This is a genomic window from Micromonospora sp. NPDC048868, from assembly GCF_043198195.1.
Taxonomy (GTDB): Bacteria; Actinomycetota; Actinomycetes; order Mycobacteriales; family Micromonosporaceae; genus Micromonospora; species Micromonospora reichwaldensis.
In genome coordinates this window covers 285,108-308,162 of the sequence record NZ_JBICUN010000008.1, presented here as the reverse complement: position 1 = coordinate 308,162, position 23,055 = coordinate 285,108, and the positions used below count along the sequence as shown (strand labels likewise).

At 70.1% G+C, this 23,055-nt stretch carries 24 protein-coding genes; 12 read left to right on the top strand and 12 right to left on the bottom strand.

Annotated elements, in window-relative coordinates:
- Position 1 precedes the first annotated feature (1 nt).
- Complete coding sequence (locus ACGFNF_RS16080; RefSeq protein ID WP_393168597.1) at positions 2-658, top strand: DUF6308 family protein; 657 nt, start codon at positions 2-4, stop codon at positions 656-658.
- A gap of 136 nt (positions 659-794) precedes the next feature.
- Here the strand turns inward: ACGFNF_RS16080 and ACGFNF_RS16075 are convergent, their stop codons facing one another.
- Positions 795-983: a DUF397 domain-containing protein gene (locus ACGFNF_RS16075; RefSeq protein WP_393168595.1), complete on the bottom strand. Its 189-nt coding sequence runs from the start codon at positions 981-983 to the stop codon at positions 795-797.
- Positions 976-1,863: a helix-turn-helix domain-containing protein gene (locus ACGFNF_RS16070; protein WP_393168593.1), complete on the bottom strand. Its 888-nt coding sequence runs from the start codon at positions 1,861-1,863 to the stop codon at positions 976-978. The genes ACGFNF_RS16075 and ACGFNF_RS16070 overlap by 8 nt, the downstream gene beginning before the upstream one ends.
- A gap of 264 nt (positions 1,864-2,127) precedes the next feature.
- Between ACGFNF_RS16070 and ACGFNF_RS16065 the strand changes: the two genes are divergently transcribed.
- The gene (locus ACGFNF_RS16065) at positions 2,128-2,421 is read left to right on the top strand and encodes a DivIVA domain-containing protein (protein ID WP_393168590.1); all 294 of its coding nucleotides are present in this window, start codon (positions 2,128-2,130) and stop codon (positions 2,419-2,421) included.
- Positions 2,418-2,669: a hypothetical protein gene (locus tag ACGFNF_RS16060; RefSeq protein WP_151454900.1), complete on the top strand. Its 252-nt coding sequence runs from the start codon at positions 2,418-2,420 to the stop codon at positions 2,667-2,669. The genes ACGFNF_RS16065 and ACGFNF_RS16060 overlap by 4 nt, the downstream gene beginning before the upstream one ends.
- A gap of 43 nt (positions 2,670-2,712) precedes the next feature.
- Here ACGFNF_RS16060 and ACGFNF_RS16055 read toward each other — a convergent pair whose 3' ends face one another.
- From ACGFNF_RS16055 to ACGFNF_RS16040, 4 genes are read right to left on the bottom strand one after another with little or no spacing between them, the layout of a single operon-like run.
- Positions 2,713-3,036 (bottom strand): hypothetical protein, encoded by a 324-nt coding sequence (locus ACGFNF_RS16055; protein WP_393168645.1) that lies wholly within the window; start codon positions 3,034-3,036, stop codon positions 2,713-2,715.
- Positions 3,036-4,232: a WXG100 family type VII secretion target gene (locus ACGFNF_RS16050; protein ID WP_393168588.1), complete on the bottom strand. Its 1,197-nt coding sequence runs from the start codon at positions 4,230-4,232 to the stop codon at positions 3,036-3,038. The genes ACGFNF_RS16055 and ACGFNF_RS16050 overlap by 1 nt, the downstream gene beginning before the upstream one ends.
- Complete coding sequence (locus tag ACGFNF_RS16045) at positions 4,229-4,549, bottom strand: type VII secretion target (protein WP_393168586.1); 321 nt, start codon at positions 4,547-4,549, stop codon at positions 4,229-4,231. Before ACGFNF_RS16045 ends, ACGFNF_RS16050 begins: the two co-directional genes overlap by 4 nt.
- Positions 4,536-4,937 carry a YbaB/EbfC family DNA-binding protein gene (locus ACGFNF_RS16040; RefSeq protein WP_393168584.1) on the bottom strand — a complete coding sequence of 134 codons (402 nt, stop codon included), beginning with the start codon at positions 4,935-4,937 and terminating at the stop codon, positions 4,536-4,538. Before ACGFNF_RS16040 ends, ACGFNF_RS16045 begins: the two co-directional genes overlap by 14 nt.
- A gap of 100 nt (positions 4,938-5,037) precedes the next feature.
- On the opposite strand from ACGFNF_RS16040, the gene ACGFNF_RS16035 reads away from it, so the two are divergent.
- The gene (locus ACGFNF_RS16035) at positions 5,038-5,283 is read left to right on the top strand and encodes a hypothetical protein (protein WP_393168582.1); all 246 of its coding nucleotides are present in this window, start codon (positions 5,038-5,040) and stop codon (positions 5,281-5,283) included.
- Between the two features lie 111 nt (positions 5,284-5,394).
- On the opposite strand, the gene ACGFNF_RS16030 is transcribed toward ACGFNF_RS16035, so the two are convergent.
- Positions 5,395-5,721 (bottom strand): hypothetical protein, encoded by a 327-nt coding sequence (locus tag ACGFNF_RS16030; protein WP_393168580.1) that lies wholly within the window; start codon positions 5,719-5,721, stop codon positions 5,395-5,397.
- Between the two features lie 54 nt (positions 5,722-5,775).
- On the opposite strand from ACGFNF_RS16030, the gene ACGFNF_RS16025 reads away from it, so the two are divergent.
- From ACGFNF_RS16025 to ACGFNF_RS16010, 4 genes are read left to right on the top strand one after another with little or no spacing between them, the layout of a single operon-like run.
- Positions 5,776-7,281: a putative PEP-binding protein gene (locus ACGFNF_RS16025; RefSeq protein WP_393168578.1), complete on the top strand. Its 1,506-nt coding sequence runs from the start codon at positions 5,776-5,778 to the stop codon at positions 7,279-7,281.
- Positions 7,278-8,255, top strand: coding sequence for an ABC transporter ATP-binding protein (locus ACGFNF_RS16020; RefSeq protein WP_393168576.1), 978 nt, complete (start codon positions 7,278-7,280; stop codon positions 8,253-8,255). The genes ACGFNF_RS16025 and ACGFNF_RS16020 overlap by 4 nt, the downstream gene beginning before the upstream one ends.
- A complete protein-coding gene (locus ACGFNF_RS16015; protein ID WP_393168574.1) occupies positions 8,252-9,031 on the top strand; it encodes an ABC transporter permease in 780 nt (259 codons plus the stop codon). The genes ACGFNF_RS16020 and ACGFNF_RS16015 overlap by 4 nt, the downstream gene beginning before the upstream one ends.
- The gene (locus ACGFNF_RS16010) at positions 9,018-9,818 is read left to right on the top strand and encodes an ABC transporter permease (protein ID WP_393168572.1); all 801 of its coding nucleotides are present in this window, start codon (positions 9,018-9,020) and stop codon (positions 9,816-9,818) included. Before ACGFNF_RS16015 ends, ACGFNF_RS16010 begins: the two co-directional genes overlap by 14 nt.
- 61 nt (positions 9,819-9,879) lie before the next feature.
- Here ACGFNF_RS16010 and ACGFNF_RS16005 read toward each other — a convergent pair whose 3' ends face one another.
- The 5 genes from ACGFNF_RS16005 to ACGFNF_RS15985 all read right to left on the bottom strand — a co-directional run bounded on the left by ACGFNF_RS16005 (position 9,880) and on the right by ACGFNF_RS15985 (position 17,769).
- Positions 9,880-12,063 carry a peptidylprolyl isomerase gene (locus ACGFNF_RS16005; RefSeq protein ID WP_393168570.1) on the bottom strand — a complete coding sequence of 728 codons (2,184 nt, stop codon included), beginning with the start codon at positions 12,061-12,063 and terminating at the stop codon, positions 9,880-9,882.
- Complete coding sequence (locus tag ACGFNF_RS16000) at positions 12,060-13,052, bottom strand: hypothetical protein (RefSeq protein WP_393168568.1); 993 nt, start codon at positions 13,050-13,052, stop codon at positions 12,060-12,062. Before ACGFNF_RS16000 ends, ACGFNF_RS16005 begins: the two co-directional genes overlap by 4 nt.
- A 62-nt stretch (positions 13,053-13,114) precedes the next feature.
- Positions 13,115-15,055 (bottom strand): RiPP maturation radical SAM C-methyltransferase, encoded by a 1,941-nt coding sequence (locus ACGFNF_RS15995; protein WP_393168566.1) that lies wholly within the window; start codon positions 15,053-15,055, stop codon positions 13,115-13,117.
- A 359-nt stretch (positions 15,056-15,414) separates the two neighbouring features.
- Positions 15,415-16,656, bottom strand: a complete 1,242-nt coding sequence (locus tag ACGFNF_RS15990) for a hypothetical protein (RefSeq protein WP_393168563.1) — start codon at positions 16,654-16,656, stop codon at positions 15,415-15,417.
- A 357-nt stretch (positions 16,657-17,013) separates the two neighbouring features.
- A complete protein-coding gene (locus ACGFNF_RS15985; RefSeq protein WP_393168561.1) occupies positions 17,014-17,769 on the bottom strand; it encodes a formylglycine-generating enzyme family protein in 756 nt (251 codons plus the stop codon).
- Between the two features lie 597 nt (positions 17,770-18,366).
- Between ACGFNF_RS15985 and ACGFNF_RS15980 the strand changes: the two genes are divergently transcribed.
- The 4 genes from ACGFNF_RS15980 to ACGFNF_RS15965 all read left to right on the top strand — a co-directional run bounded on the left by ACGFNF_RS15980 (position 18,367) and on the right by ACGFNF_RS15965 (position 23,054).
- On the top strand, positions 18,367-19,083 hold the full coding sequence (locus ACGFNF_RS15980; protein WP_393168559.1) for an SCO2525 family SAM-dependent methyltransferase: 717 nt from the start codon (positions 18,367-18,369) through the stop codon (positions 19,081-19,083).
- A 237-nt stretch (positions 19,084-19,320) separates the two neighbouring features.
- On the top strand, positions 19,321-21,162 hold the full coding sequence (locus ACGFNF_RS15975; protein WP_393168557.1) for an SCO2524 family protein: 1,842 nt from the start codon (positions 19,321-19,323) through the stop codon (positions 21,160-21,162).
- The gene (locus tag ACGFNF_RS15970; protein ID WP_393168555.1) at positions 21,163-22,092 is read left to right on the top strand and encodes an SCO2523 family variant P-loop protein; all 930 of its coding nucleotides are present in this window, start codon (positions 21,163-21,165) and stop codon (positions 22,090-22,092) included.
- A complete protein-coding gene (locus ACGFNF_RS15965) occupies positions 22,077-23,054 on the top strand; it encodes an SCO2522 family protein (protein WP_393168553.1) in 978 nt (325 codons plus the stop codon). Before ACGFNF_RS15970 ends, ACGFNF_RS15965 begins: the two co-directional genes overlap by 16 nt.
- The last annotated feature ends 1 nt before the right edge of the window (position 23,055 follow it).

Sequence of the window (23,055 nt, the reverse complement as noted above, 5' to 3'; positions counted from 1 at the left end):
GATGCCATCGGATTGGCTTGGGCTGCCCGACATCATTGCTGTGCTTGACGACCAGCGTTCAGTCTCCGACCTGCGTCGCTATCTTACGCCTGGTGCTTTCACCGGCAGCCACTTTGAGGCGTTAGGCGCTGCCTCCAACGCCCTGCATCGGGACGTTGTGGCGGCGGAGGATCTGATTGCCGTCCAGTTGCTGGAGGCGCGAGCACCCGCTGCGGTCGCCCTCGACCTCATTCAGGGAGACCTGGGCCAACGGATAAGCGACGAGCTTCGCAAGATCCCACTAGCGGTGAGTCTGAGCGACGACACGGCGAGGCTCTACATCGAGGACGACGGGCCAGCAGATCGCGCGTGGCACTTGCTGACAGAGCAACGCGGCGTGAAGAAGGCGGTTGCCGGGAAGCTGCTGGCTCGCAAACGCCCAAAGCTCATCCCGGTCTACGACAACGTCGTGGCTTGCGCGCTTCGTGGCCGCCCCGGGTTCTGGCTCTGGTTGCACGAGCTGCTGCGGACCGACGATCTCTGCTTGACGCACAGACTGCGGAATCTCCGCGATCAAGCCGATGTCCCAGCCCAGGTGTCCGACATCCGGATCTTTGACATCGTCTTCTGGATGCGGCACAGACGCAATCACCTGCGGAGACGCTGTCCCGGCCTATGACTTTGCCAGCGGGCGACGCTCGCCCTGCAAGCGTCGGACCGACCTGACGCTGTTGAGCCGCACCCTTGGTAGTCGGCGGGAGCGCGCCCTCGGCAACCGAGGGCGCGCTCCCGCGAGGGGCGCAGGGGTCGGGCTTTCAGCGCTTGGTTTCCTCAACGAAGACTGCCCAGGCAGCAGGGGAGAAGGTGAGGGCAGGCCCGGACGGATCCTTCGAGTCACGGACGGCGACGATGCCCGGGACATTTGTGGCGGCCTCGACGCAGGCGCCGCCGTTATCGCCGCTACGGGTGCTCTTGCGCCAGACGGCGCCGCTCAGGTCAGTCATGCCGTATCTCCCCGGTGAGCCTCTTGATCATGTCCTTCGATTCTGCCTCGTTTAGGGTCAGCCCATCCAGCCCTCTCCAGACCTTCTCGTAGGCGGCCAGCTCGTCAGGCTTGTCGAGATAGAGCGCTCCGGTTAAGGATTCGCTGTACACGATCGACGGTTCTGGTGCGGCTCGCCCGCCCTTGGCGAGCGGGAAGTCGAGGATCATGAACGTGCCGGCGACCGCTCCTGGCTGCGGCCCCGCGGCGAGCGGAAGCACGCGGACGGACACGTTCGGCAGTTCGGAAAGCTTAAGTAGATGGTCGAGCTGGGCAGCCATCACGGCCCTGCCGCCGACGGCGCGTCGGAGGACCGCCTCGGACAGCACCGACTCCAGTCGCGGAGCTGCGGGGAGCCGCCGCATGAGGAGTGCCTGTCGCTGTAGCCGCACCTGAACAGCGCGTTCACGATCTTCATCGCTCATCGTCCGCCCGAGTCGGTAGAGCGCGTCGGCGTAGGCTCGCGTCTGCAGGATCCCAGGAATCAGCGACTCGTCATAACCCCTGAGCCGGGAGGCGGCGGATTCCAGGCCGACGTACAGCTCGAACCAGCTCGGGACCGCGTCGCCGTACGCGTGCCACCAGCCCTTGGACTTCGTCTCCGTGGCGAGCCCGCGCATCGCCTCGGTCATCTCGGCGGACACCCCGTACAGCTCGCACATCGCCTTGACGTCGAGCACCCTGACCGGGCCCATGCCGCACTCGATCCGCCAGATCTTCTGCCGGCTGTATTCGAGGGCCTCGGCGGCGGCGTCGAGGGTCACACCCGCCTCGGTGCGGTACTGGCGTAGCAGCCGGCCGAGTTGCCGGCGCGGCACGGTCGATCCGACATCCTCGGTCACCCGGACACTCCCTGATTCCATTGCGCAACGCTGCGTCACCTTGCCATGTAACAGCTATCGGTGACAGCAAAGAAAGTCAATACTTCTGGGAAGAATTCTGGTGTGGAACGTTGCTTCGATGCTGCGCACCGTCACAGGATGACCACAGGCCCTGGTGTCGTACCGCTGACCGAAGCTGCGGCGGCAGGGCGGGGTGGCCCGTGCGTGCGGGGAGGACGGAAGGGCCACCCCTTCCAGTCCACACGAGGGAGAGGCAGGCAGCAGATGAGCGTCCGCAACCAGCGACCGGGAGCGACCTACCGCTCCTCGGCGTACACCAGTCTGCTGCCGTGGCAGGTGCGCGAGCGCCGCTTCAAGCCGGTCGGGCTCGGACGCCGCGGCCTGGAACCGGCCGACGTCTACGACTTCCTCGATCGCGTCGCCGGCGACATGGCCAACGTCCACGCCGCCTTGGCCGCCAGCCGCCGGGAGACCGCCGTCATCAAGGACGCACTGCGCCGCTGGCAGTCCGAGCAGGCCCGCGCCCGCGCCCGCACCGACCGGGGACACGAGGCATGACCCAGCGGTACGTCATCCACCTGCCCGTCGCCGCCGCCGACCTGCCGGCCGCTCAGCGGCTGGCCCGGGTGATCAGCCGTTGGCTGCTGGTGCTGCCGCAGACCGACCCGGGGGAGAGCACCGTTTCGGAAGAGGACAACCAGCACGTACGCCACCGGGTCTTCTGTGACCTGCGGATGCCCGGCGGCCGGCGCTGCCTGCTCCGTGCCGATCACGACGGCGCCTGCTCCCGACGCCTTCCTAGGTGAGCCTCCGACCGGGGCACCTGGTGATCTGAGGGCGAACTGGTCCCTACTCCGGATAGCCAGCGGAGTAGGTCGCATCCACGAGTTCTTGGAGGTGTCGGATGACCGAGGCCTTGTGGTCCGTCTCCGGAAGTTGTTGCTCGCCAGCCTTGATGAGCCCGCCCCGCCAGTGGCGGATGATCTCGTGCTGGGCCCCTGTGGACAACTGGTCGATCCAGAGAGACCCGAGGTTGTTGTCGATGATTTCTTGTAGATGGTTGGCAGCTTCCCGGTCGGTGAGCCGTTCGACCAGGAACTCCAGAGTCCAGTCGAAGAGACCACCGGTAGCGGTCCAGTCGACCCCGGGCTTCAGCACGATCAGGCCGGCCATCACTTCCCCACGATGAATACCCGTGGACCGAAATCACGGTCCGCTATGAACTGCTCGATCCTGGCTGTCTGCTCGACCGAGAACTTCGAGACGTCAACGGGCACGAGCTCGGCCTTGTCCAGGTGTCGTTCGATCTGATATTGAAGCTGCGGCCACTGCCGGTCGAAGAACTGGCCGGGGAAGTTACCGACGGCATCATATGTGCGCCCTGCGTCGTCGACCCAGTCGGCCGAGGAATCCGCAGGGGCGCGACTGAGTTGAACGCCGAGGAGTTGTTCCAGCCGTACCGCGGTTTCGGCCTCGCCTGGCCTGAACTTCCCGGTCGCCGGATCCATGCCGAGAGCATGGACGCGTGCTTCCTCGCTGGCGTGTCGAGCGGGGGGCTCATGGGGCGTCCCGGGAGTCGAGGCGCCGTCACCGGATCTGCCTGGTCGACTGCTGGCAAGCCGCCCCAGCGCCTGCTTCAGCTTTTCGATCAGGTCACCGAGCCGCCGGATCTCCGGCATCAGCCGCCGCAGACTCGCCAGCAGCCCCCGCAGCAGCCGCGCGATCCGCGCCGCCCAGGACGCCACCAACGTCGTCACCTGCTCCACCACCAGCGGCGCGGCGAGCCCGCCGGTGACGACCAGTTCGCCCGCGTACACGATGAGCCGGGAGACGCAGGTGGCGATGGCGTCGCGGACCAGCAGCCGGACGGCGGCGACCAGGCCGGCGGCTCCCTCGGTGATGGCGGCGAGGGTGTCGGCGCCCTGGGCCAGCCCGCCGATGGCCTGCTGCTGCTCGGCGGCCCAGGCCCGGTAGGCGGGGCCGGCGCCGCCACCCCAGCTCGCGACGTCGGTGCGGACGGCGGCGGCCAGGCCAGCGGCTTCCTTGCGCAGCGATGCGGCGACGTTGCGCCAGGTCTGGGCGTGGGCAGTGATCTTCGCCGGGTCGCCCGCGAGCCAGTCCAGCGCCTCGCTGAGCGGCTTGACGTGCTCGATCAGCCAGGCGATGCCGTACTGGAGCAGCGCGCCGACCGGGTCGGAGACGAAGGCGAGGGCGTCCAGGCCGGCGCTCACGACGCCGAGGGTGCCGTCGATCCAGCTGCCGTTGCGGACGCCCTGGGCGATCAGCTCGATGTCCTCGCAGATCCAGATGCCGGCCCAGGCGCTGGGCGGGGTGTCGGCTGCGGTGGCGACGAGCGGGTTGGTGGTCACTCCTTGTGCCGTGTCCGCTGTAGCGACCGCTCGGCCCGAGCGTCGGCGGCCCGGTAGCGGTCGGCGCCGGTCCGCAGCCTGTCGGCCGTGTCGCGCACCGAGCCGGCCGCGGTGCCGATGCCCTGGACCAGGGTCTGCTGGAGGCCGTCGAGCAGCGCCGGCATGATCGCGCAGAGCTGCCCGTACGCCTCGGCGCCCAACCGGACGTGCTGGCCGGCCTGGCGGGCGGTGTCGAGACTGTCGGCGCGGCGGTCGAGGTGCGCGGCGTGGCGGGTCAGGCCGTCGGGGTCGACCTGGATGCCGTCACCGCCGGGCATCCGGTGTGTCCCGGTCGGGATCCAGCCGGCGGCGGTACGACTCGACAAGCGCCACCGCCGTCGGATCCTCGGCGCCGAGGACGCCCGTGGTCGCCTCGGTGATCCTGGACAGGAGGTCGGTGCGGGCGGCTCGGGTGGTGTCCAGGATCTGCCGGGCGGTGTGTGCCGCGGAGTGTTGTCGGGTGCGTTCGTCCAGCCGCAGGTCGACCAGCAGGCCCGACGAGTCGACGGCGACCTCGACCGTCCGATCGGGGCTGGTCGCCGTGCCCCGCATCGCCTGCACCTGCGAGGCCAGTTCCTTGGCGCGGGCCGCCCGGTCCGCGATGGACGCTTCCCAGTCGTCGAGCCGGCGCGTTGCCGCGTCCAGCGCGGCTTCGTCCGCCCACATGCCTGACCCTCCCCAGGGCATCGACGCCGACCGGTACGCGTCGCCGACACGTTACCAACCGGTGGCGTTGCGTGGTGTGCCCTGGTTTCCCTGCTCCTCCGTGGGCGACAGTGCGGTTCAGGTCTGTGGTGCGGCGGCGCACCACGGCTGCGAGCGGGGTGCCGAAGTGATCAGCGCATGTACGCTCGACGATATGACGAGCGACATGCGCGAGAACGCGCTTCCGAAGGACATGCAGGAGGACTTGGCGGAGCTCGACTTCGCCCCCATCACCAACGAGGAGGCCTTCAAGGTGGAGGACCGGACCTATCTGTTCGGCGTCCACGTGGACAACGTTCGCGGCTGACGGCACAGCACCAGATCACCAAGGCTCCGGCGAGTTTCCGCTCGCCGGAGTTGCCACGTCTACGACGGGAGACGCAGGCTGAGCACCGATTCCGGCGCTGGTCTCGCCTATTCATGCGATCCGACCACCGGCCAGCCCGGACTCTCGGGCCAGTTCCAGTTCGGCGTCACCGGCGCGCAGCTTCTCCTCCACGGCGGCAGGGATCTCGTCGAGGTCGCAGCTGACCAGCCGTGGGGCACGGAACTCGCCGTGCTGGCGGAATCCGCCCAACGCGAGGCCGGGCAGCCGGTACGTGTCGAGTTCACCGTGCAGGCGAACCGACTCCGGGTCATCGCCGTAGCACCGGCCGCACTCCACGGCGCCGCGCTGCTCACCCACGTCGCACGTCTGGTAGATGACGGTGCGCTCACCGAGCGGGACGCCCTCGGCCTGATCCACACGGAGGACCTGACGCGGGCTTTGACCCCGGCCGGCGGAGCGACGAATCTTCCCGTGCTCTGCCGCGGCCAGGGCGTGGCGCCCGGTGTGGTCGACGGCGTCGCCGTCTTCGACGCGGACGCCGCGGTGGCCGCCCGGCAGAGCGGGGCCGACCCCGTGTTGATCCTTCCGTTGACCATGCCGCAGGACCTTCCCGGCCTGCTCGCCGCCGTGGCCGTGGTCACGGAGCAGGGCGGCAGCACCTCACACGCGGCCGTGGTCACCCGTGGGCTCGGCCGGGTCTGCGTGACCGCGTTGCGCGACGCCCGGGTCGACACGGACGAGTACTGTCTGCGTCCGGACCACGGGGAGCCGCTCCGGCCGGGTGACCGGGTGACGGTGGACGGCTCCTCCGGCACCGTCCACCGGGGCGGCCTGCCGACCGCGCGGACCACCCGGACCGGCGGCGCCGAAACCGAATCGGTGGCAACTGCGGTACGCAGGATCCTGGCCGCCGCGGACCGGCACGCCGGCCTCGCTGTACGGGTCAACGCCGACTCGCCTACCGACGCCGAGGCCGGCCGACGCGCGGGCGCCACCGGCATCGGGCTCTGCCGCATCGAGCACATGCTGCTCGGCGAACGACAGTCGCTGCTGGCGAAGGTGCTGACCGGCGCCGGCAGCGCCGAGACGTCCGAGGCGCTCGACCACCTACGAAACGTCCTGCGAGACGACTTCGTCGCCATGTTGCGGGCCATGGACGGGTTGCCGGTGACGATTCGGCTGCTCGACCCGCCCCGGCACGAGTTCCTTCCCGACCTGACCCGACTTGAGATCGCCGCCGCCGAGGCGCGGGTCGGCGGCGGGGTCGGGCCCGACCCGGTTGCGCTCGCCGCCGCCCGGCGACTGCACGAGATCAACCCGATGCTCGGTGTCCGGGGGATCCGGTTGGGTGCGCTCGATCCGCGGTTGCTGGAGGTACAACTGACCGCGCTGGTCGAGGCGACCGGGCTGGTCCGCCGGGACGGCGGCGATCCGCACCCCGAACTGTTGGTGCCGATGGTCACCGTGCCGGCCGAGCTGGACCTGGTGCGCGACCGGCTGGCCGAGGCGTACGAGCAGCTCGGCTGGATCGGGGCGGAGACGATGCCGGTCGGTACGATGATCGAGACACCACGCGCCGCGCTCGTCGCCGGTGATCTGGCCCGCCGGGCGGACTTTCTCTCCATCGGCAGCAACGACCTGACCGCCCTCGGCTGGGGGCTGTCCCGCGACGACGCCGAACGAGAGCTGGTGCCCCGCTACCGGGATCTCGGGCTTATCGAAGAGTCGCCGGCAGCCCTCTGGGACGACCAGGGGGTCGGCGAGCTCGTCCGGTACGCGGTCACCGCCGCATGTAAGGTGAGGCCGGACATCGGCGTCGGTATCTGCGGGGAACACGCGCTCGATCCGGCGGCCGTCCGGCTGCTGGTCGGGCTCGGGGCGGACTACGTCTCGTGCTCCCTCGCCCGCCTGCCCGTGGCCCGGCTGACCGTCGGGCGGGTGACGGTCGCAATGGAGCGAGAGACGGAGGCGCGATGAGCGCACCAGCGGTCGAGGTGACCGGAGTGGGACGTTCGTTCGGCCGCGGGCGGGACCAGGTGATCGCGTTGCGCGACGTCACATTCCAGGTCGCCGAGGGGCAGATTCTGGGGATCCTGGGCAGCAACGGCGCCGGGAAGACGACCCTGACCAAGATCCTGGCCACCCTGTTGGAGCCCAGCAGTGGCAGCGCCCGGGTCTTCGGCTACGACGTCCGGCGGGACCTGCGCGCGGTCCGGCGGCTGACCGGCGTGGTGTTCGGCGGCGACCGAGGCTTCTACGGCGCCCTGTCCGGACGGGAGAACCTGCGCTACTTCGCGATGCTCGCCGGCGTCGGACGGCGGGCCATCCGCGCCAAGGTGGACGACGCGCTGACCGATGTCGGGCTCGCCGAGGCCGCCCACCGCCCGGTCGAGACCTACTCGAAGGGCATGCGCCAGCGACTGCACATCGCGCTGGGCCTGGTCGCGGAGCCGCGCCTGCTGCTGCTGGACGAACCGACCGTCGGCCTCGACCCGGTCGAAGCCGAACGGCTGCGCACCACCATCGCGCGGCTGCGCAGCACCGGGGTGTCGATCCTGCTGACCAGCCACTACCTGCTGGACATCGAGCGACTGTCGGACCGGGTGCTGATCCTGTCCCGGGGGACGGTGACGATGGACACCACGGCGGACGAGTTCGCCCGCTCGGCGGGGTTCGCCGCCACGGTCACGGTGCGGGGTCGCGGTCCGGTGCCGCGGCACCTCGACGCGTTGGGGACGGTGCCGGACGACGTCGAGGAACAGGACGGGGTCTGGACCCTACGGCTGCGCGTGCCGGAATGGGGCGGCGGGACCTTCGACCGGCTCGGTGCCGCGCTCGCCGGCCTCGACGTGCTCGCGGTGGACGTCGCGCCGGTACGCCTCGAGGACGTCTACGCCACCGTCATGGACCGCCTGTCGGCGGACGAGCCCGAGCCAACGAGGGCGCGGTGAACGAGCGCCTGCTCACCGCCGCCTGGGTGGTCTGGACGGCCCTGCGTGCCGAACAACGTGGCATGCGCACCCGGCCCATGGTGGTCGTCGTCTCCGTGGTACAGCCGGTCGCGTTGCTGGCCATCGTGGCCGGCACCCGGCGTCTCATGTCCGATCAGGCGAGTGTCGTCGTCTCCGCCGTGGTGCTGACCGCGATGTGGAGCGCCACCGTGTGGACCGCCGGCGGCGTGCTACGGCGCGAACGCACGTACGGCACCCTGGCCCGTAGCGTCACCAGCCAGTTCTCGCCCAGCCTGGTGCTCTTCGGCCGGAGCCTCGGCGCGACGCTCTACAGCGCTGGCGGGATCCTCGCCAGTTCGGCCGCCGTGATCGTGCTGCTGCGGCTGCGAGTCGGCGTGCCGCATCCGCTGTGGCTGCTCGTCGCGCTGCTCGTCGTCGTCGCGTCCGGCACCGCGCTGGGCATGCTGCTCGCCTGCCTGTTCCTGGTCACGCGGCACGGACTGGCCTGGTCCGGCGCGCTGATCTATCCGGTCTTCATCCTGGGCGGGCTGCTGATCCCACCGGACGCGCTACCGGAGTGGCTGCGCTGGGTGCCGACGCTGCTCAGCCTGCACTGGATCCACGAGTTCGTGGTGGGCATCAGCGCCGGTGCGGTGCGCGCGACACCGCTGGCGGTCGCGGTGGGGCTGACCATGGCCTACCTGATAGCGGCGGTCGCCTGCCTGCGTGCCGCCGTGGACGCCGGTCGCCGGAGGGGGACCCTTGAGCTCGTCTAGCCTCCTCGACACCCCGCTGCCGTGGCGGCTGGGCGAAGCCGTCCGCTTCGGGTGGCGGGAGTTCCTCGCCGTGAACCCGCCGAGCGTGCTGGGTGGCAGCGTCCTGCCCCGCATGGTGCTGCAGACGCTGTTCTTCACTCTGCTCGGCGGTGTCGTCGCGGGCGCCCGGCACCAGGAGTACGCGTACGTCGGCGGGCTGGTGCTCGCGCTCGCGATGACCAATATTCTCTATGTCTCGCAGGTCCCGGTGGCCGACAAGGAATCTGCCACGTTCTGGCGGCTACGCACCGGGCGGCTGCACCCGACGGTGCTCTTCGTCGCCCGTTCGTTGCCGTACCCACTCGCCGGCTTCGGCGTGGTCCTCGTCGCGGCCGTCGTGGTGGCTCCCGTCGCCGGGCTGGGTGACCTCGCGCTACGCCTGGCCCCGATGGCGTTCGTCTACCTGCTGATTTCCTTCACCGCGACTGCGGCGGGCCTGGCCGCCGCCGCCTTTGCCGTGGGCCGTCGAGCGGAGACGCTGGCCAGCAACCTGATGGGCTACGTGGTGATGCTGTGCAGCGGTGCGTTCCTGCCACCAGGGCGGGTGCCGGTGCTGGATGTCGTCGGGGCGTTCCTGCCGGGCCGGCACGGTCTCGCCGCGGTGCACTCCTGGCTGCGCGGCGACCCCTGGCTGTCGCAGGTGGCGATGGAGGCCGTGGTGGGGGTCGCCTGGCTGGGCGTGGCCGCCGTCGTCGTTGCCGTGCAGATCCGCCGGGCGCACCGGCACGGGCACGACGACTTCGCCTGAGCAGGTGGCCAGGCGTGGCAGGCCTGCCGGCTCGCACGGCGTCGGCGAGGGGCGACCTCTCTCAGGCGGGCGTGGCGTCGATCGTCACCCGGAGCAGTCGGACCGGCCCGGGTGCCTCGGCGATCGCCGCCACCAGGGCCTGGGAGTCCGGGTCGAGCACCTCACCGAACTGCACGAACCCGCCGTCCAGGTGACGGGCGGCGGCCAGGGTGACGAAGAAGCGGGACCCGGCGCTGTCCCGCCCGTTGTTCGCCATCGCCACCAGGAAAGGCCGGTCGAAGACCCCACCGGCCTGGAACTCGTCGGGGATCCGGTATCCCGGGCCGCCCTTGCCGGTGCCGGAGTGGTCGCCGGCCTCGATCATGAATCCCGGCACCCGGCGGTGGAACTCGACGCCGTCGTAGAACGGGTCGTCGCGTCGCACTCCGGTGACCGGGTCCTGCCACGTCCGCGACCCGCTGGCCAGGGCGACGAAGTTGTCCACGGTGTGCGGCACCACCGTCGGCCACAGGTGGAGCGTCACGTTGCCCAGGTCGGTGTTCAGCAGGGCGGTCACGGCGGCGTACCGGCGCGGCACCGCCGGCCACGGCCGGCGAAACTGCCAGGTACGGGTGCGGATCGCAGCGGTGGCGTCCGCGGGGGACGCGGCGAGCTGCTCGGCCTCTGCGGCGGAGCCGCAGCCGAGGCTGCCGGGCGGCGGGGCGCCGAGGGCGAGCCGGGTGGTACGCGGCCGGTCCGGCGGTGGCGCGTCGGCGGCCCGGCCGTCGCCCAGCCACTCCGGAGAGTAGCCGCGTTCCAGGTGGTACCGGTGGCGCTGCCAGCGGCGACGTACCTCGGCGGACGAGTGCCGGGCGAGCGTTGCCAGATCCCCGGCGGCCTGTGCCTCGAGTACCGGCATCAGGTACTCGGCCTCGAAGTATTTGTCGAAGAGGCAGCCGTTGTTGTGTTGCAGGGTGAAGCACTGGTCGATGAAGACGCGGGCGGGCAGCTCGCCGGCGGCGTACCGTCGGAGCATCGCCGCGATCGGGGCCCACGCCTCACCGCCGTACTCGACGCCGGGCCCTGCGAACGCGTCCACCGCGAGGTCCAGCGCGTGGATCTCGCCGAGTTCGCGGCGGCTCCGCCACCAGCCCACCCGGCTGTCACCGAGGTTGACGCGTTGCAGAAACGCGGCGAGTTCCGGCGGGAACGTGTCGAGGCGGGCGCACTCGTAGTGACCGAGCTCGGTGCCGATGATGAGGTCGAGCTGGCCGGCGAAGTCGGCGCTGAGTTGCGGTGCCCACCGGGCCAGCCGCTCTGCGGCCTCCGCGTCGCCCTGCGCCGCCAACCACTCCAGCAGGTAGAAATCGGCCGCCAGGGCCGCGCCGTCGATGTTTTCCGTGTACCACCGGGGGGAGTAGGCGGTGGCCTCATCGGCGATCGCGGCCAGTGCCCGCTCCCGGTCCAGGTGTCCGTCGAGGTAGGGCGTCCAGTGGCGGCGGGCCAGGTCGTACAGGCGGGGGAAACGCCACGCCGTACCGAGCACGTCCACGCACGGACGGTGCGTCGGGTCCGTCGTCCGGACGAGGTGCCCGGCGGTCAGCTCCACCAGCGTCTTGGTCAGCAGCAGCCGCATCTGTCGCTGGTACGGCCCGGCGCCGGGCAGTAGCGCTCGCAACCGACCCAGCAGGTGGCCTGGGCCATGCTCGGTGCGCAGCAACGCCCAGCCCAGCTGGGTCAGCACCGCGTCCGCCAGGGTGGCACCGACGTACCGCCGGAAGTCCAGGTAGGTGCCGGCCACCCGGGAACCGTCGAGGAGTAACCCCACCGAGGGCGGGTACGGCGCGAATGGCACCAGATGGACCGGTAGTTCCAGCGAGGTGCCTGGGACTCCCATGGCCGCCGCCAGCGGGTCGGCCACCTGGGGGAGGCACAGGCGCTGGTCGAGGTCAGCCTCCGCGAGGGTGCGGCGTTCGTCGAAGGCGGCGATCGCCGGCGCGAGACGAGGCCGGGCGGCCTCCATCGCGGCCAGCACCGTCCGGGTCGCCTCGTCGGTAGCCTCCGGGCCGTCGGGTGCGGCGAAGGCGGCCGGCGGGATCGTCACCCCGTTCTCCCGCCAGCCGCGCAGCCCTTGCAGGAACGCCGCGATCGCCGGCTCGACCGGTCTGGGCAGCAGGGACACCTCCCACGAGCAACGACCGACCAGTTCCCGGTGCAGGGCCAGGCAGAGGTCGAGTGTGTCGCTGCGGGCATAGGTCACCTTCATGCCGGCCCCCCGTCGATCAGTCGCGCTGCGAGCAGTTTGTCGGTGAGAACGGCCACCCGTTCGGCCTCCAACCGGCGGGCGACGGTGTGTACCGGTCGTAACCGCTCGATGTCACGCTGCATTGTTGCCTCATCGATCCCGTCGCACAGCGCCCAGACCAGTGCCGCTTCGTGGCTCAACCGGATCCGGCGGCTCTCCGGCGACGTGAGCACCACCCCGTCCTGGTAGGCGCGGATGGACAGCTCCGGCACTCGCCGTAACGGTCCGTCGCCGCCGTGCCAGCGGGGCTGATGTGCCATCGGCACTCCGTGCCAGCCGAGGACCCCCGTGGCGGCGAGGCAAGTCTGAGCGAATCGGTGCAGATCGGTCAGGCGTATCCCGTCGTGCCCGGTGGCCAGCGGATCGGCGCGCAGCAGGTGACGATAGTGGGCGTGCGGGAAGGTGGCCGGTGCGGATCGGTCGAGCTGACGCCAGACCCACTTTTCTCCGGGGAAAAGGTCGCCGCAGGCCGCAGCGAGGGCCTTGCCGGCGGTACGAAGCAGCAGCCGGGCGACCATGACGGCGGCGTCGCCGTCCTGCGGATCGTCGACCAGCCCGCCCAGGTCCTCCTGGCCGTAGTGGGCGAGGTTGAGCCATCGGGTGATCAGCAGTTGACGTAGCGTGAGTTCGTGTTCCTGCAAGGTCTTCCGCAAGGCGACCGCTCCGCCGTCGACCACGATCTCCCCGAGGTGCAGCCGCAGCGCGGTGGTGACGTCCCGCTCGGGAATCACGTCCGCGCCGTCGTCGCTGCGCAGGGTCGCACCCACCACCCGCCGAACCGATTCCGCGAGCGCCTGCGTGGACAAGCGGTGCACGTCGATCCGAACCGGGCCGGCGAAGACCTGCTCCCGACTTGCCCCGATGTCCGGCCCGGCGAGGTAGACGTCCACGTCGGAGGTGTGGTTGCCCAGCCCCACAGCCAGGCTGCCGGTGATGAAGACGCTGGTCACCCCCGGCCGGGCCGCCAACCGCGCGGCCACCTCGCGGGCCAGCGCGAGCCGTTCGGGCGCCGTTACCACCATCCGGGGTTCTCCGGGATCGCCAGCGACAGGTAGTGCCCGTCCTCGGACACCATCACCCCGGAGCGGCAGCACTGGTTCAGCAGGGCGCTGACCTCGGCGGTGGTGACCCGGTGCCCGGCGGACTCGAGCCCGGCCCGGATCCGGTCGGCCGAGTGCGGGCGGTCCCCGCACAGCTCGTACGCCTCGGCCTGCCAGCCGGTGAGAACGGCCCGGCGAGGCTGCTCGGCACGGGTGTCGACCAGTACCAGCCGCCCCGGCACCCGTTGGTAGATGAGGAACGGCCGGTGCTCCGCCCAGCGCTGCCGCCACCGCCGGGCGGCGTTGGACAGGGCGGCGAACGCCTCATCGCTGCCGATTCCCTTCGCCGTGTAGTCGAAGAAGTAGGCGATCTGGGAGTGGTCGAGGGAGTCCGGGTAGATGTGTCGGTAGCTCGACCGTGGCCGGACGTCTGAGATCGGGAACGAGGGGTCGGTGAAGTACGGACTGAAGCGTTCCAGCCACAAACGGCTGCACCCGTCCGGTGGATGCAGGTGGTGTAGCAGCGGGATCAGTTCGACCTGCTCGCGGTAGTCCTCGTCGGTCTCGCCCGGGAAACCGGTCAGCAGGTTCCACGCCACCCGGATCCCGTGGTAGCGGGCCCACTTCAACAACCGGATGTTCAGCAGCTTGGTGGAGCCCTTGCGCATCAGCTTCAGCACGTGGGTGCTCAGGCTCTCGATGCCGGGCTGGATGGTCAGGATTCCCGCCCGGCGCAGCACGGCCAGTTGCTCCCGGGTGAGATTCGCCTTGACCTCGAAGAAAACGTGGATGTCCCAGCGCCGATCGGCGAGTTCGGTGCAGAACGACGAGAGGTAGGACATGTCGAGGATGTTGTCGACCGCCTCGACGTGCACGGTGGGGTAGGCGCTGAGCAGCGTGGACAGCTCCGACACGGCGCGGTCGGGACTCTTGGACCGATATCCCATGCCGAGCGCGTTCAGCCCGCAGAACGTGCAGTGGTGCTTCTGGCCCCACCAGCAGCCGCGAGCGAACTCGACGGGGAGTTTGACCGGTTCGTCACCGAGGATCGTCGCTTGGCCGTGGCGTTCCAGCGCCGCGAAGTAGTCCCCGTAGTCGGGGATCGGTAGCCGGTCCAGGTCCTGGGTGCGGGGCGCGTCGCGGGTCTGTGCGGCGGCGTCGCGGGCGCTGAGCACGCCGGGCACCCGGCAATGTGCCACCGCGGGGTGTTCTGCGGCGGCCAGTTGCGCCAGCAGGCGGGGAAAGGCCACGTCGCCCTCGCCGGTCACCACGTAATCGAGCCAGGGCAGGGTGCCGGCGTACTCGGCACCCATGGCCCCGTCGAAGTTTGCACCTCCGTACACCTGGACCAGGTCCGGATGCTCCGCGCGGAGCATCCGGCCCAGCGCCAATGACGCCGTGTTCTGCAGGAAGGTCGAGGTGAACCCGACGACGTCGTAGTCGGCCCAGTCGACACGCCGCACGCACCCGCGCAGCCAGCCGGGAATGATGTCCCGGCGCAGCCGGGTCAGCTCGTCGAGGCTCCCGCCGGTCAGCTTCGCCCACTGCTTCTCGACCTCGGGGAAGTCCTGGTAGTAGGCCGACTCGGTCAGCACCTCGCCGAAGGCGGCGTATGAGAAGAGCCACTCGCCGATCAGGTGCAGGCGCTCACTGGGAATCCTCGCCAGCCCGTCGTACGTCTGGGCCCCGATCTCGGCGGCGAAGTCGAGGTTCAGGTAGTGCACGTCGCATCGGTGGCCCGCCGCGCGGACGACGGACTGGAGCAGCCCACACTGGATGGACGGTGCGTCGACGCGCGCCCACGGCATGTTGACCAGAGCGACCCGAAGTGACCGGGTCGGTGGTGGCTCGGGCTCCGGCTGGTCCGTCGCCCTCGGCGCCGTCGCTATCAACGGCAGCAGTTCCATCGCCATGCACACCAGTCCCGCCGTCGCCCTGAACGCGAGAGCCGATCCTATCGATGGACCGCTCCGACATCACCCCGTCATAGCGCATGAGGAAGGCGCCGTCGACGATCAGCGCGGTGTCGGCGGAGGCAGTCGCAGCCGCAGCCGGGACCCAGCGCACTGATGCAGGGCGACCAGCGCCCCCATCAGGGCCTTGGTCCTTGTCGACCATCGCTGCTCTCAGCGCCAGACCAGCGGCCCCTGACGCGATCATCGACTGTGGATGACGGAGGTGACCAGAACCCACTCACCTTGCATCGGGCAGATCGGCCTCACAGCGATGATCGCCGATGCGTGAGGAGCGAGGAGGGAGGAGGTGCGATCGTTCACTCGGTCGTCTCGTCGTTCCCGCGCTGGCGGAGCGTGCGCTCGGCGATCCCGCTGGAGAGCTTGCCCACCACCGACCTGGTCCTGCCAAAGGTCTCCTTGCCGAGGTGTCGGGCGGCGTCAACGCCCTCCGTGCCTGTCACGAGCACCTTGTCCCGCACCTCCACGGCCGCGTCCAACCATCGTCTCGCGTTCAACGACTGTCGATCGCGCGCGATGCCGAGCCGTCCGTGGAAGTCGACGACGACGGTGGCGACATGGTTCCTCGACTGCACCGTCGCCCGGGACGAGGTGGGGTTCAGCAGCACCTTCGTGTTGGCCGTGCCGGCAGCCGCGTCCATCCGGACCATCAGCCGCTCGGTGCTGCGTGAGATGAGTTCCAGCCGGTTCTGCCGTGCCGCCCGGAGCGCGAGCAGATGCTCGTCCATCTCCTCCGGAGACGCGTCCAGCACCCGGTCGAGTTCGAGCACGGCGATCGCGTCCTGAAGCTGGAAGCAGCGAGCCAGCACGGAGAGCCACTCCTGCACCCTCAACTCGGCTTCCCTGGTGATCTTGGCGAGATCGGCGACCTTGGTCTTCCGCTCCATCTTCTCCGCGAGCGCGTCGAGCTGACGCAGCGCGTACGCCTGGGTGCGGGCGATAGTCACCGGCGTGGCCTGGACCTTCGACCAGGTGACCTCGGAGACCCGGCCCACCCGGTCCCGGATCGTCATGGCCTCCCCGATCACGAGGTCCACCCCGATCATGTCCGCCAGCACGGCGTCCTTCTGGGCGCGGAGCACGTCGTCGACCTTCTCGTCGATCAAGGCGAGATACTCGGTGATCTCCTCCATGCTCTGCTTCATCGCGAGCTGCGCCATGAGTCCTGCCGCACCGGTCAGCAGCGCCGGGTTGCTCAGCAGCGCCCCCGGAGTCGTGACTATCTCGAGAAGCCCCTTGATCTTGCCGTTCTCGGTCAGCACGGCCCGGCTGAAATCCGACTCCGAACCCTTCATGAGGGGGAACTGCTTCATCGCCCGCGCGGACTCTTCGGTGAGCTTCACCCAGCGGCCCGAGTTGGCGGAGATCTCGGCACCCGCCTTCGCGATGCTGGACCCGGCGCCGAGGGCAGACCGGAGCCGCTTCAGTCCGAGATCTTTCGACGGCAGCCGCTCAGAGGTGAGGAACCGCTCGACGGCCGCCGGATTCCCGATGACCGCGAAACCATCGCCGTCACTGATCAGCTGGATCTCGTCGTCCATCGTCGGCTCCTGAGGTGTGGGCGGGGAAGGTGGTCCAGGACGCCCTCGTGAAGTAATCCGCAGCGAACCGTTCATCGGGCGGCGGCGGTCAGCGTAGTGGGCAGGGGGGAGCCTGTGCGCCGATCATCGCGGCTTCGTCCTGTCGTGAATGCGACTCACAACCCGTCCACGACGGGGCTCGGCCCGCCACGTGGACGCGGACGGGCAGGGTGACTGGCGGGCGGGCCCGAACTGGCCGTCGCCGTCGCCGATGTGGCCGCGCTGAACGACGCCCACGGCTGGCAGGGAGACCGCGGCGGTCGACGGGCGTACGGACGGGGGCTTCTCAGCGAGTCCGCCGACCAGCCAGGAGGCGGCCTACCGGGACGGCAGGGGTGCGGTCGGGCGGACCGCGGTGAACTGGGAGTGCTCGTACCGGGTGGCGGAGAGCAGCAGTAGCCACTCGTCGCAGCCCTGCCACGGGTAGAGATCGGCGGCGCCGCCGCGTACGACGCGGGGTCCGTCGCCGGTGCGTGGCCGGGCGTCCGCCGGCGCGTCCGCGAAACCGGGGATCCACACGTCGGCGCAGATCTCGCCGGCCGAGCCCATCGCCGCCAGGCCGAAGGCGTTCTCCCCGGCGGCCGTGCGCTCCTCGTCGCCGAAGTCGTCGAGGAGCTGATCCTCGTCGGGTTTGCCGTCGCCGCGGAACGTCAGCGTGGTGGTGCCGGCGCGGGCCGCGTACTCCCACTCGGCCTCGCTGGGCAGCCGGAACGGCAGGGCGTCGAGCAGGTCGTCCAGGTCGCCCTCAATGCGGGCGGTGGTGGTGTCCTCATCGGCATAGTCGTCCTCGTAGTCGGGCAGCCAGTGCCGGACCTGCGCGACCGTCAGCGGGTGCCGGGCGATCAGGAACGGTGCGACCCGCACCTCGCGCACCGGCTGGGCGTCCTTGGCGGCGGCGAAGAAGGGCTCGATGGTGTCCTCGACGCCTCCGTCGCGCTCGATGGCGCGTACGGCCTCCAGTTCCGCGTCGGACAGACCCATGCGGAACGTGCCGCCCGGCACCTCCCGGAACACCACACCCGACGCGGTGTGCCGCCAGGCGGGGCACCCGGCCACGATCTCCTCGGTCCACACGGCACCGAACGTTAGCAGCCGAGCATTGGGCGGTTGAGCCGTCCGATTCGATTGCGGTCGCCGCGCACCGGACGTTCATCGTGTGCCATCGGTGGGGGCGAGTCGGGTTGGACGCGTGGCGTCGTGATGGTCGTGGCGAGCATGGCGTAGTGCCCGACCGGCATGCTGAGCGCGATGCACTCGCGCTCGCCCAGTTAGGCGCGCAGCGCTGCCCCAGGCGGTGGTCGTAAGGGGCTCCTGGCCAGGATTGGGAGAGCGACCCGCTGCCTCTCCGCACCGAGCACGACGGCCTGCTCCCGCCGATTCCCGATATCGGATTTCTGCCAACCGGCTCGGACCCACGCATCGGCGGGGGTGAACCTGGGCAGGGCGGAGCGAAGGCCGTCAGGTCGTCACTTCCTGAAGGTGGGTAAGTGCGGCTGCTTGCGCGTCAACACCACCTCCGATGCACAATGGGCAGCGAGTAGGAGCGCGCCGGCACGACCAATGTGATTCGCCGACATCGATGGAGGCATGTCCATGGCGTTGACCCCGGCGGCTGGCGGCGGTTGCGGCGAGCCGTCGATGCCACCCCCGCCGATCCGGTCTCTACGGCCGGTGAATTCCGACGTCGAGTGGGACAACTTCGACCCCCAGGCGTACGTTCGGCACAACTACGCGGTGCTGCGTGCCGACGATCGGGAGATCCTCTGCCGTACCAGGGACTTTCTCGCCGGGGCGAGGCTCTCCGGCGCGGACTGTGTCGACGTGGGGTCGGGGGCGAACCTCTATCCGGCGCTGTCGCTTCTGCCGTTTGCACGCAGGGTCGACCTGTGTGACTGGTCGGCAGCCAACGTCAACTGGCTGCGTACGCAGGTCCACAGCTACGACGAACTCTGGGACCCGTACTGGCAGGTGTGCGCGGAGCACCCGGCGTACTCGGCGCTGACCGATCCGCGCGGCCGCCTGGCGCGGGTGGGACGGGTGCTGCGGACCAGTGTCTTCGACGTGCCGAGGCACGCCTGGGACGCCCGCACGATGTTCTTCGTGGCCTGCTCCATATCGGCCGACCGCGCGGAGGCCGAACACGCGATCGGTCGGTTCCTCGACGCGCTGCGGCCCCGCTCGCCCTTCGCCGTGGCGGTCATGCTCGGCTCCCGGGGCTACCGGGTGGGCCAGCGCCTGTTCCCGGCCGTGGCGCTGCAACGCGCCGAGGTGATGGCCAGCATCGCGGCCGGCGCCTACGACCTGGACGTCCACGAGGTGCGGCTCACGCCGCCGCTGCGTGACGGGTACCGCAGCATGCTGCTGGTCACCGGCCGTACCCGCGATTGACGCCGGTGTCTGGCGACGGGAGGCTCCGGCAGCGTGATAGGCCCCGTCCGCCGGTACGACAATCACCTCGTGCCCGAAGGGTCGGCATGGCGACACGCGGCCGTCGAAGCCGTTCGAGTGGGACTCGACTGGACCGCTACGATGTTGTTGCACGTCATTGTGGAGCACCGTGGATCATCGCGTGAGCGGCAATACCAGCGGTTTCGGGTCGACGACTACAGCAGATGGCGGTGGATCGTGCGGATACAGCCACGCCAGGAAATTCTCGACATCTGGCGGGCCACGGTACGTAGTTGCTGGCAGAACGGCGAATGGCGCTGGGGCGGCCGGAGTGGCAGCAACTCGATCAGCGATGCCGAGCAACTGCTGACCATCCTGCTTCCGGCAGCGAAGGTCCCCGTGCTGTCGCTCGACGACCCGGATCGCGCAGACGAAGAGGTGATCGAGGCGCTCAGCCCGCTCGGCGGCGCGATCGAAATTCCTCGCCGGTTGATCAGCGTGATCACCGAATACTTCACGCGGTACACCGACGAGGCCGGCACCCCGATCTTCAGCGGCGGAAGCTACCTCACCCCGCTGGAGGGCGGCGCGGAGCTCACCGACGAGCAACGCTCACTGGACATCGTCGACTCGTTCGCGGTGTCGGTCACGCTGACCCTGGCGACGATCGGTTTCGTCAAGGTCTACCGTGGCACCACCAGGCGACGCGACCTGCTGGCGCAGTTGGACGCCCTGGACGCGATGGCCAGCGCGCGACTCACCGCCGCCATGGTCGGCCTGCTCCGCAGCTTCAGCACCTTCGTCTTCACCGCCACCGACGAGTACGGCCTCCGGCTGTGCGACATGATCAACCAGGACGAGCTGCCGCGCCGCGAACTCGTGGCCGCGCTGCGCGAGCAGCTGCGGGAGACCATGGCGAGCCTGCGCAGCGTCGTCATCGGGTCGGGCCGGGTGACCGAGGACCTGGACAACAGCGAGATGCTGTTCGAATGCGGCTGGTCGTGGGGGATCATCGCCGGGGCCGAGGACGTCCCGACCACCGAGCCCATCGGCCTGCAACGCGACGGCTCGGCGGAGAACGCTCCCTACCTCTACTTCACGGTCATCGCGATGGACGCCATCGAGGACCTGAACTCCGAACGCACCCGGCTGCTCGGGTTGCTCAACGAGGAGCAGCAGCGGCTGTCCCGGGCACTGCAGCTGCGCTGGGAGTTGACCCGGACCTACTGGGCGACGGTGGCGACCTTCGGCAACCGGCGGCGGTGGCCCATCGAGGACATTCCCTGGCGGACGACCGACGGCGACCGGACCGACTACTACACCCTCCAGGCCACGTCGCTGGCGGTGAAGGGCCTGGTCGCCGGCGGGCGGGGCGCAGACGAGGAGTTCGGCCGGATCGCCGCGGTGCTGGTGGAACTGGCGCAGCGGGCGCGGATCACCCGGCGTGCCTCGCCCGACGAGCCGGCGCTGCTCGTGCACGCGCCCGGCAAGCGGGTGACCCTGAACGACGACACGTCGAAACCGATCATGACGTGGAACGTGAACGAATACTCCACGGTGCTGCTCCAGCGGGCGGCCACCGTCGCCGGTCTGCTGAGCAATGCCCGGCGGCGCAGCGAGCTGCTCGAACTGGCGGACGAGGTGTGGGACCACCTGCTGCTGCGGCGCATCCCCGACGGCCAGCACCGGGGCCTGTGGGACCACGCCGGGGGCGCCTTCCCCGGGCTGGCGCCGAAGCCGGACGCGCCCTCCTGGTACCTGACCGAGCGGGTCGTGGGAGCGCTGGTCAGCGCCGGCCAGCTGCTCTGGGAGCGACCGTTCCCGCGGGCCGGCCGGCTTGCCTCGTACGCGCAGGACCTCATCGACGAGGCGGAATATCTTTTCGACCGGGAGCTGATGCGCGGCACGTTCGCCGGTGAGGCTATGCAGCGCAGCATGCGCAGCATCCGGGCCAGTTTGCGCCGGGCGCAGTCGCTGGTGGACGAGCGCCCCGGCACGGCGGCCGCCCTGGCGAACTCCCTGCTGCTGCTGCTCAACGACATCGCCACCGGGCAGCAGAAAGCCAGCGAGGGGATCTGAATGCTGGTCTTCGTCACGTCGCACAAGGGCGGCACCGGGCGCTCGGTCACCGCGGCGAACATCGCCTACCGCAGCGCGCTGTCCGGCCGCCCCACCTGCTACCTGGACTACGACTTCGGCTCGCCGACGGCCGGCATCACGTTCCAGATCCCGCAGGCCGTCAACGGGGTGGAGGGCGCCGGACCCAACGGCGGCGGCCTGCACCGGTATCTGCGCGGCGAGATCCCGTCGCCGGAGCAACTGGACGTGTGGGGCACCTCGGAGCGGGCCAGCCTGCGTCAGCGGCCCATCGGCTCCGGGCCGCTGGTGCTCCTGCCCGGGCAGCGCAACGGCAGCGAGTTCGGGTTCACCAACGACATCGCCAAGCGCTGCGCCGAGCTCTTCCTGCGGCTGGAGGAGGAGTTCGACCTGACCCTGGTGGACCTCAGTGCCGGCCGGTCGTACGCCAGCCAGATCGCGCTGGCGGCCACCGCCATCGCGACCCTGCGCAAGGTCACCGTGCGCTGGCTGGTCTTCCACCGGTGGACTCCCCAGCACGTCACGGCGGCCGCGGACCTGGCCTTCGAGGCAGGCGGGATCGTCGCCATGGGCAAGGAGTACGGCCACGAGCCGGACCGGCTGCGAGAGTCGCTGCGCTTCGTCCGTACGGCCGTGATCGACTCGCGCGGCCCCGAGGTCGGCCATCTCGACCTCGCGCAGCAGGCGTTCCTGCGCAAGTGCGACGCCGAGTTGTCGGAGCTGGCCCGGCGGCGGGGCGTCGGGCGTACCACGCTGTTCGGCGCGGTGCCGCTGGATCCCCTGCTGCAGTGGCGGGAGCAGCTCATCTCGGACCACGACGTGCAGAGCAAGATCGCGAATGTCAGGACCGTGGACGCCTTCGTGGATCTGACCGAGAAGCTCTTCGACGAGACGGCATGGGAGACCGTGTGATTGGCGTGGATGTCAGGTTCCAGGAGGCCGCTGCGGTGCGACGTACGGAGAGCGTGGGGTACTCGCATCTGTCGGTGGAGTTGGGGCACTTCTACGCCAGGGACTTCGGCGACCGGTGTGAGGAGCTGCGACGCAAATTCGAGCGGATCGCGGACTTCTCGGCCGCGATCCCGACCCTGGCCCGGCGAGGACTGCCGCCACACCGGCAACCGCGGATCAGCACCTGCTTCATGGTCGACGACTACTTCAACCGCTTCGGCACCCCGCGTGAGGTGATCCCGCAGGTGCAGAGCGCGGCGGCGGAGCACGGCCTGACGCTGGACTACGTGGCCCGGGAGTCGAGCTTCGCGCGGCACGACGGCGTCGAGCTCGCCCAGCTGGTGGTCGATACGCTGGTGGTGGAGCCGCCCCGGAACACCACCGGGAGCCGTCCACCGCTGAGCGAGTCGGGTTGGCTGTCCAACGGCAAACGCTCGCCGGGGCACGCCGACGCCCCCGCGATGACCCTGCCCCGGCCGTGGTCCCCGCCGGTGCAGTCCGGAGACCCCCAGCACTCCATCTTCGTCGACATCGAGCTGTGGTCCGACGAGCCGAAGACCCGGGTGTGGGCCTGCGCGCTGCTCGCCTCGGTCTGGCAGCTGACCCGGCTGGGCGTGCTGCGGCACCGTGGCGAGACGGTCAGGCAGCCGTGCCAGCTCGTCGGGGAGCTGCCGACCGACTGGGACGAGCTGCCGGCGATCGTCCAGCTCAATCCGGCCGCCGCGCCGTTCTGCGCGTACCGCACGCTGACCCTCATGAACACCCACTACCTGCCGGTGGAGCTGGCCGTACGCACCATCCTCGGCCAGGTGGCGGTGCCGTCCGCGGTCGCGCAGCAGGTCGCGAAGCGGGCCGCCGGCGAGGGCCTGCGGCTGCCCAGCGAGCTGGTCGACCGGTTGAGCTACGTGTTCATCGGCGAGTGAG

Bases quoted from the DNA above. Each gene is read 5' to 3' on its own strand.
- ACGFNF_RS15970 (WP_393168555.1), top strand. From the start codon at position 21,163: ATGCTGGTCTTCGTCACGTCGCACAAGGGCGGCACCGGGCGCTCGGTC.
- ACGFNF_RS15965 (WP_393168553.1), top strand. From the start codon at position 22,077: ATGGGAGACCGTGTGATTGGCGTGGATGTCAGGTTCCAGGAGGCCGCT.
- ACGFNF_RS16020 (WP_393168576.1), top strand. From the start codon at position 7,278: ATGAGCGCACCAGCGGTCGAGGTGACCGGAGTGGGACGTTCGTTCGGC.
- ACGFNF_RS16060 (WP_151454900.1), top strand. From the start codon at position 2,418: ATGACCCAGCGGTACGTCATCCACCTGCCCGTCGCCGCCGCCGACCTG.
- ACGFNF_RS16055 (WP_393168645.1), bottom strand. From the start codon at position 3,036: ATGGCCGGCCTGATCGTGCTGAAGCCCGGGGTCGACTGGACCGCTACC.
- ACGFNF_RS15995 (WP_393168566.1), bottom strand. From the start codon at position 15,055: ATGGCGATGGAACTGCTGCCGTTGATAGCGACGGCGCCGAGGGCGACG.
- ACGFNF_RS16075 (WP_393168595.1), bottom strand. From the start codon at position 983: ATGACTGACCTGAGCGGCGCCGTCTGGCGCAAGAGCACCCGTAGCGGC.
- ACGFNF_RS16065 (WP_393168590.1), top strand. From the start codon at position 2,128: ATGAGCGTCCGCAACCAGCGACCGGGAGCGACCTACCGCTCCTCGGCG.
- ACGFNF_RS16080 (WP_393168597.1), top strand. From the start codon at position 2: ATGCCATCGGATTGGCTTGGGCTGCCCGACATCATTGCTGTGCTTGAC.
- ACGFNF_RS16040 (WP_393168584.1), bottom strand. From the start codon at position 4,937: ATGTGGGCGGACGAAGCCGCGCTGGACGCGGCAACGCGCCGGCTCGAC.
- ACGFNF_RS16045 (WP_393168586.1), bottom strand. From the start codon at position 4,549: ATGCCCGGCGGTGACGGCATCCAGGTCGACCCCGACGGCCTGACCCGC.
- ACGFNF_RS16005 (WP_393168570.1), bottom strand. From the start codon at position 12,063: ATGAAGGTGACCTATGCCCGCAGCGACACACTCGACCTCTGCCTGGCC.
- ACGFNF_RS15990 (WP_393168563.1), bottom strand. From the start codon at position 16,656: ATGGACGACGAGATCCAGCTGATCAGTGACGGCGATGGTTTCGCGGTC.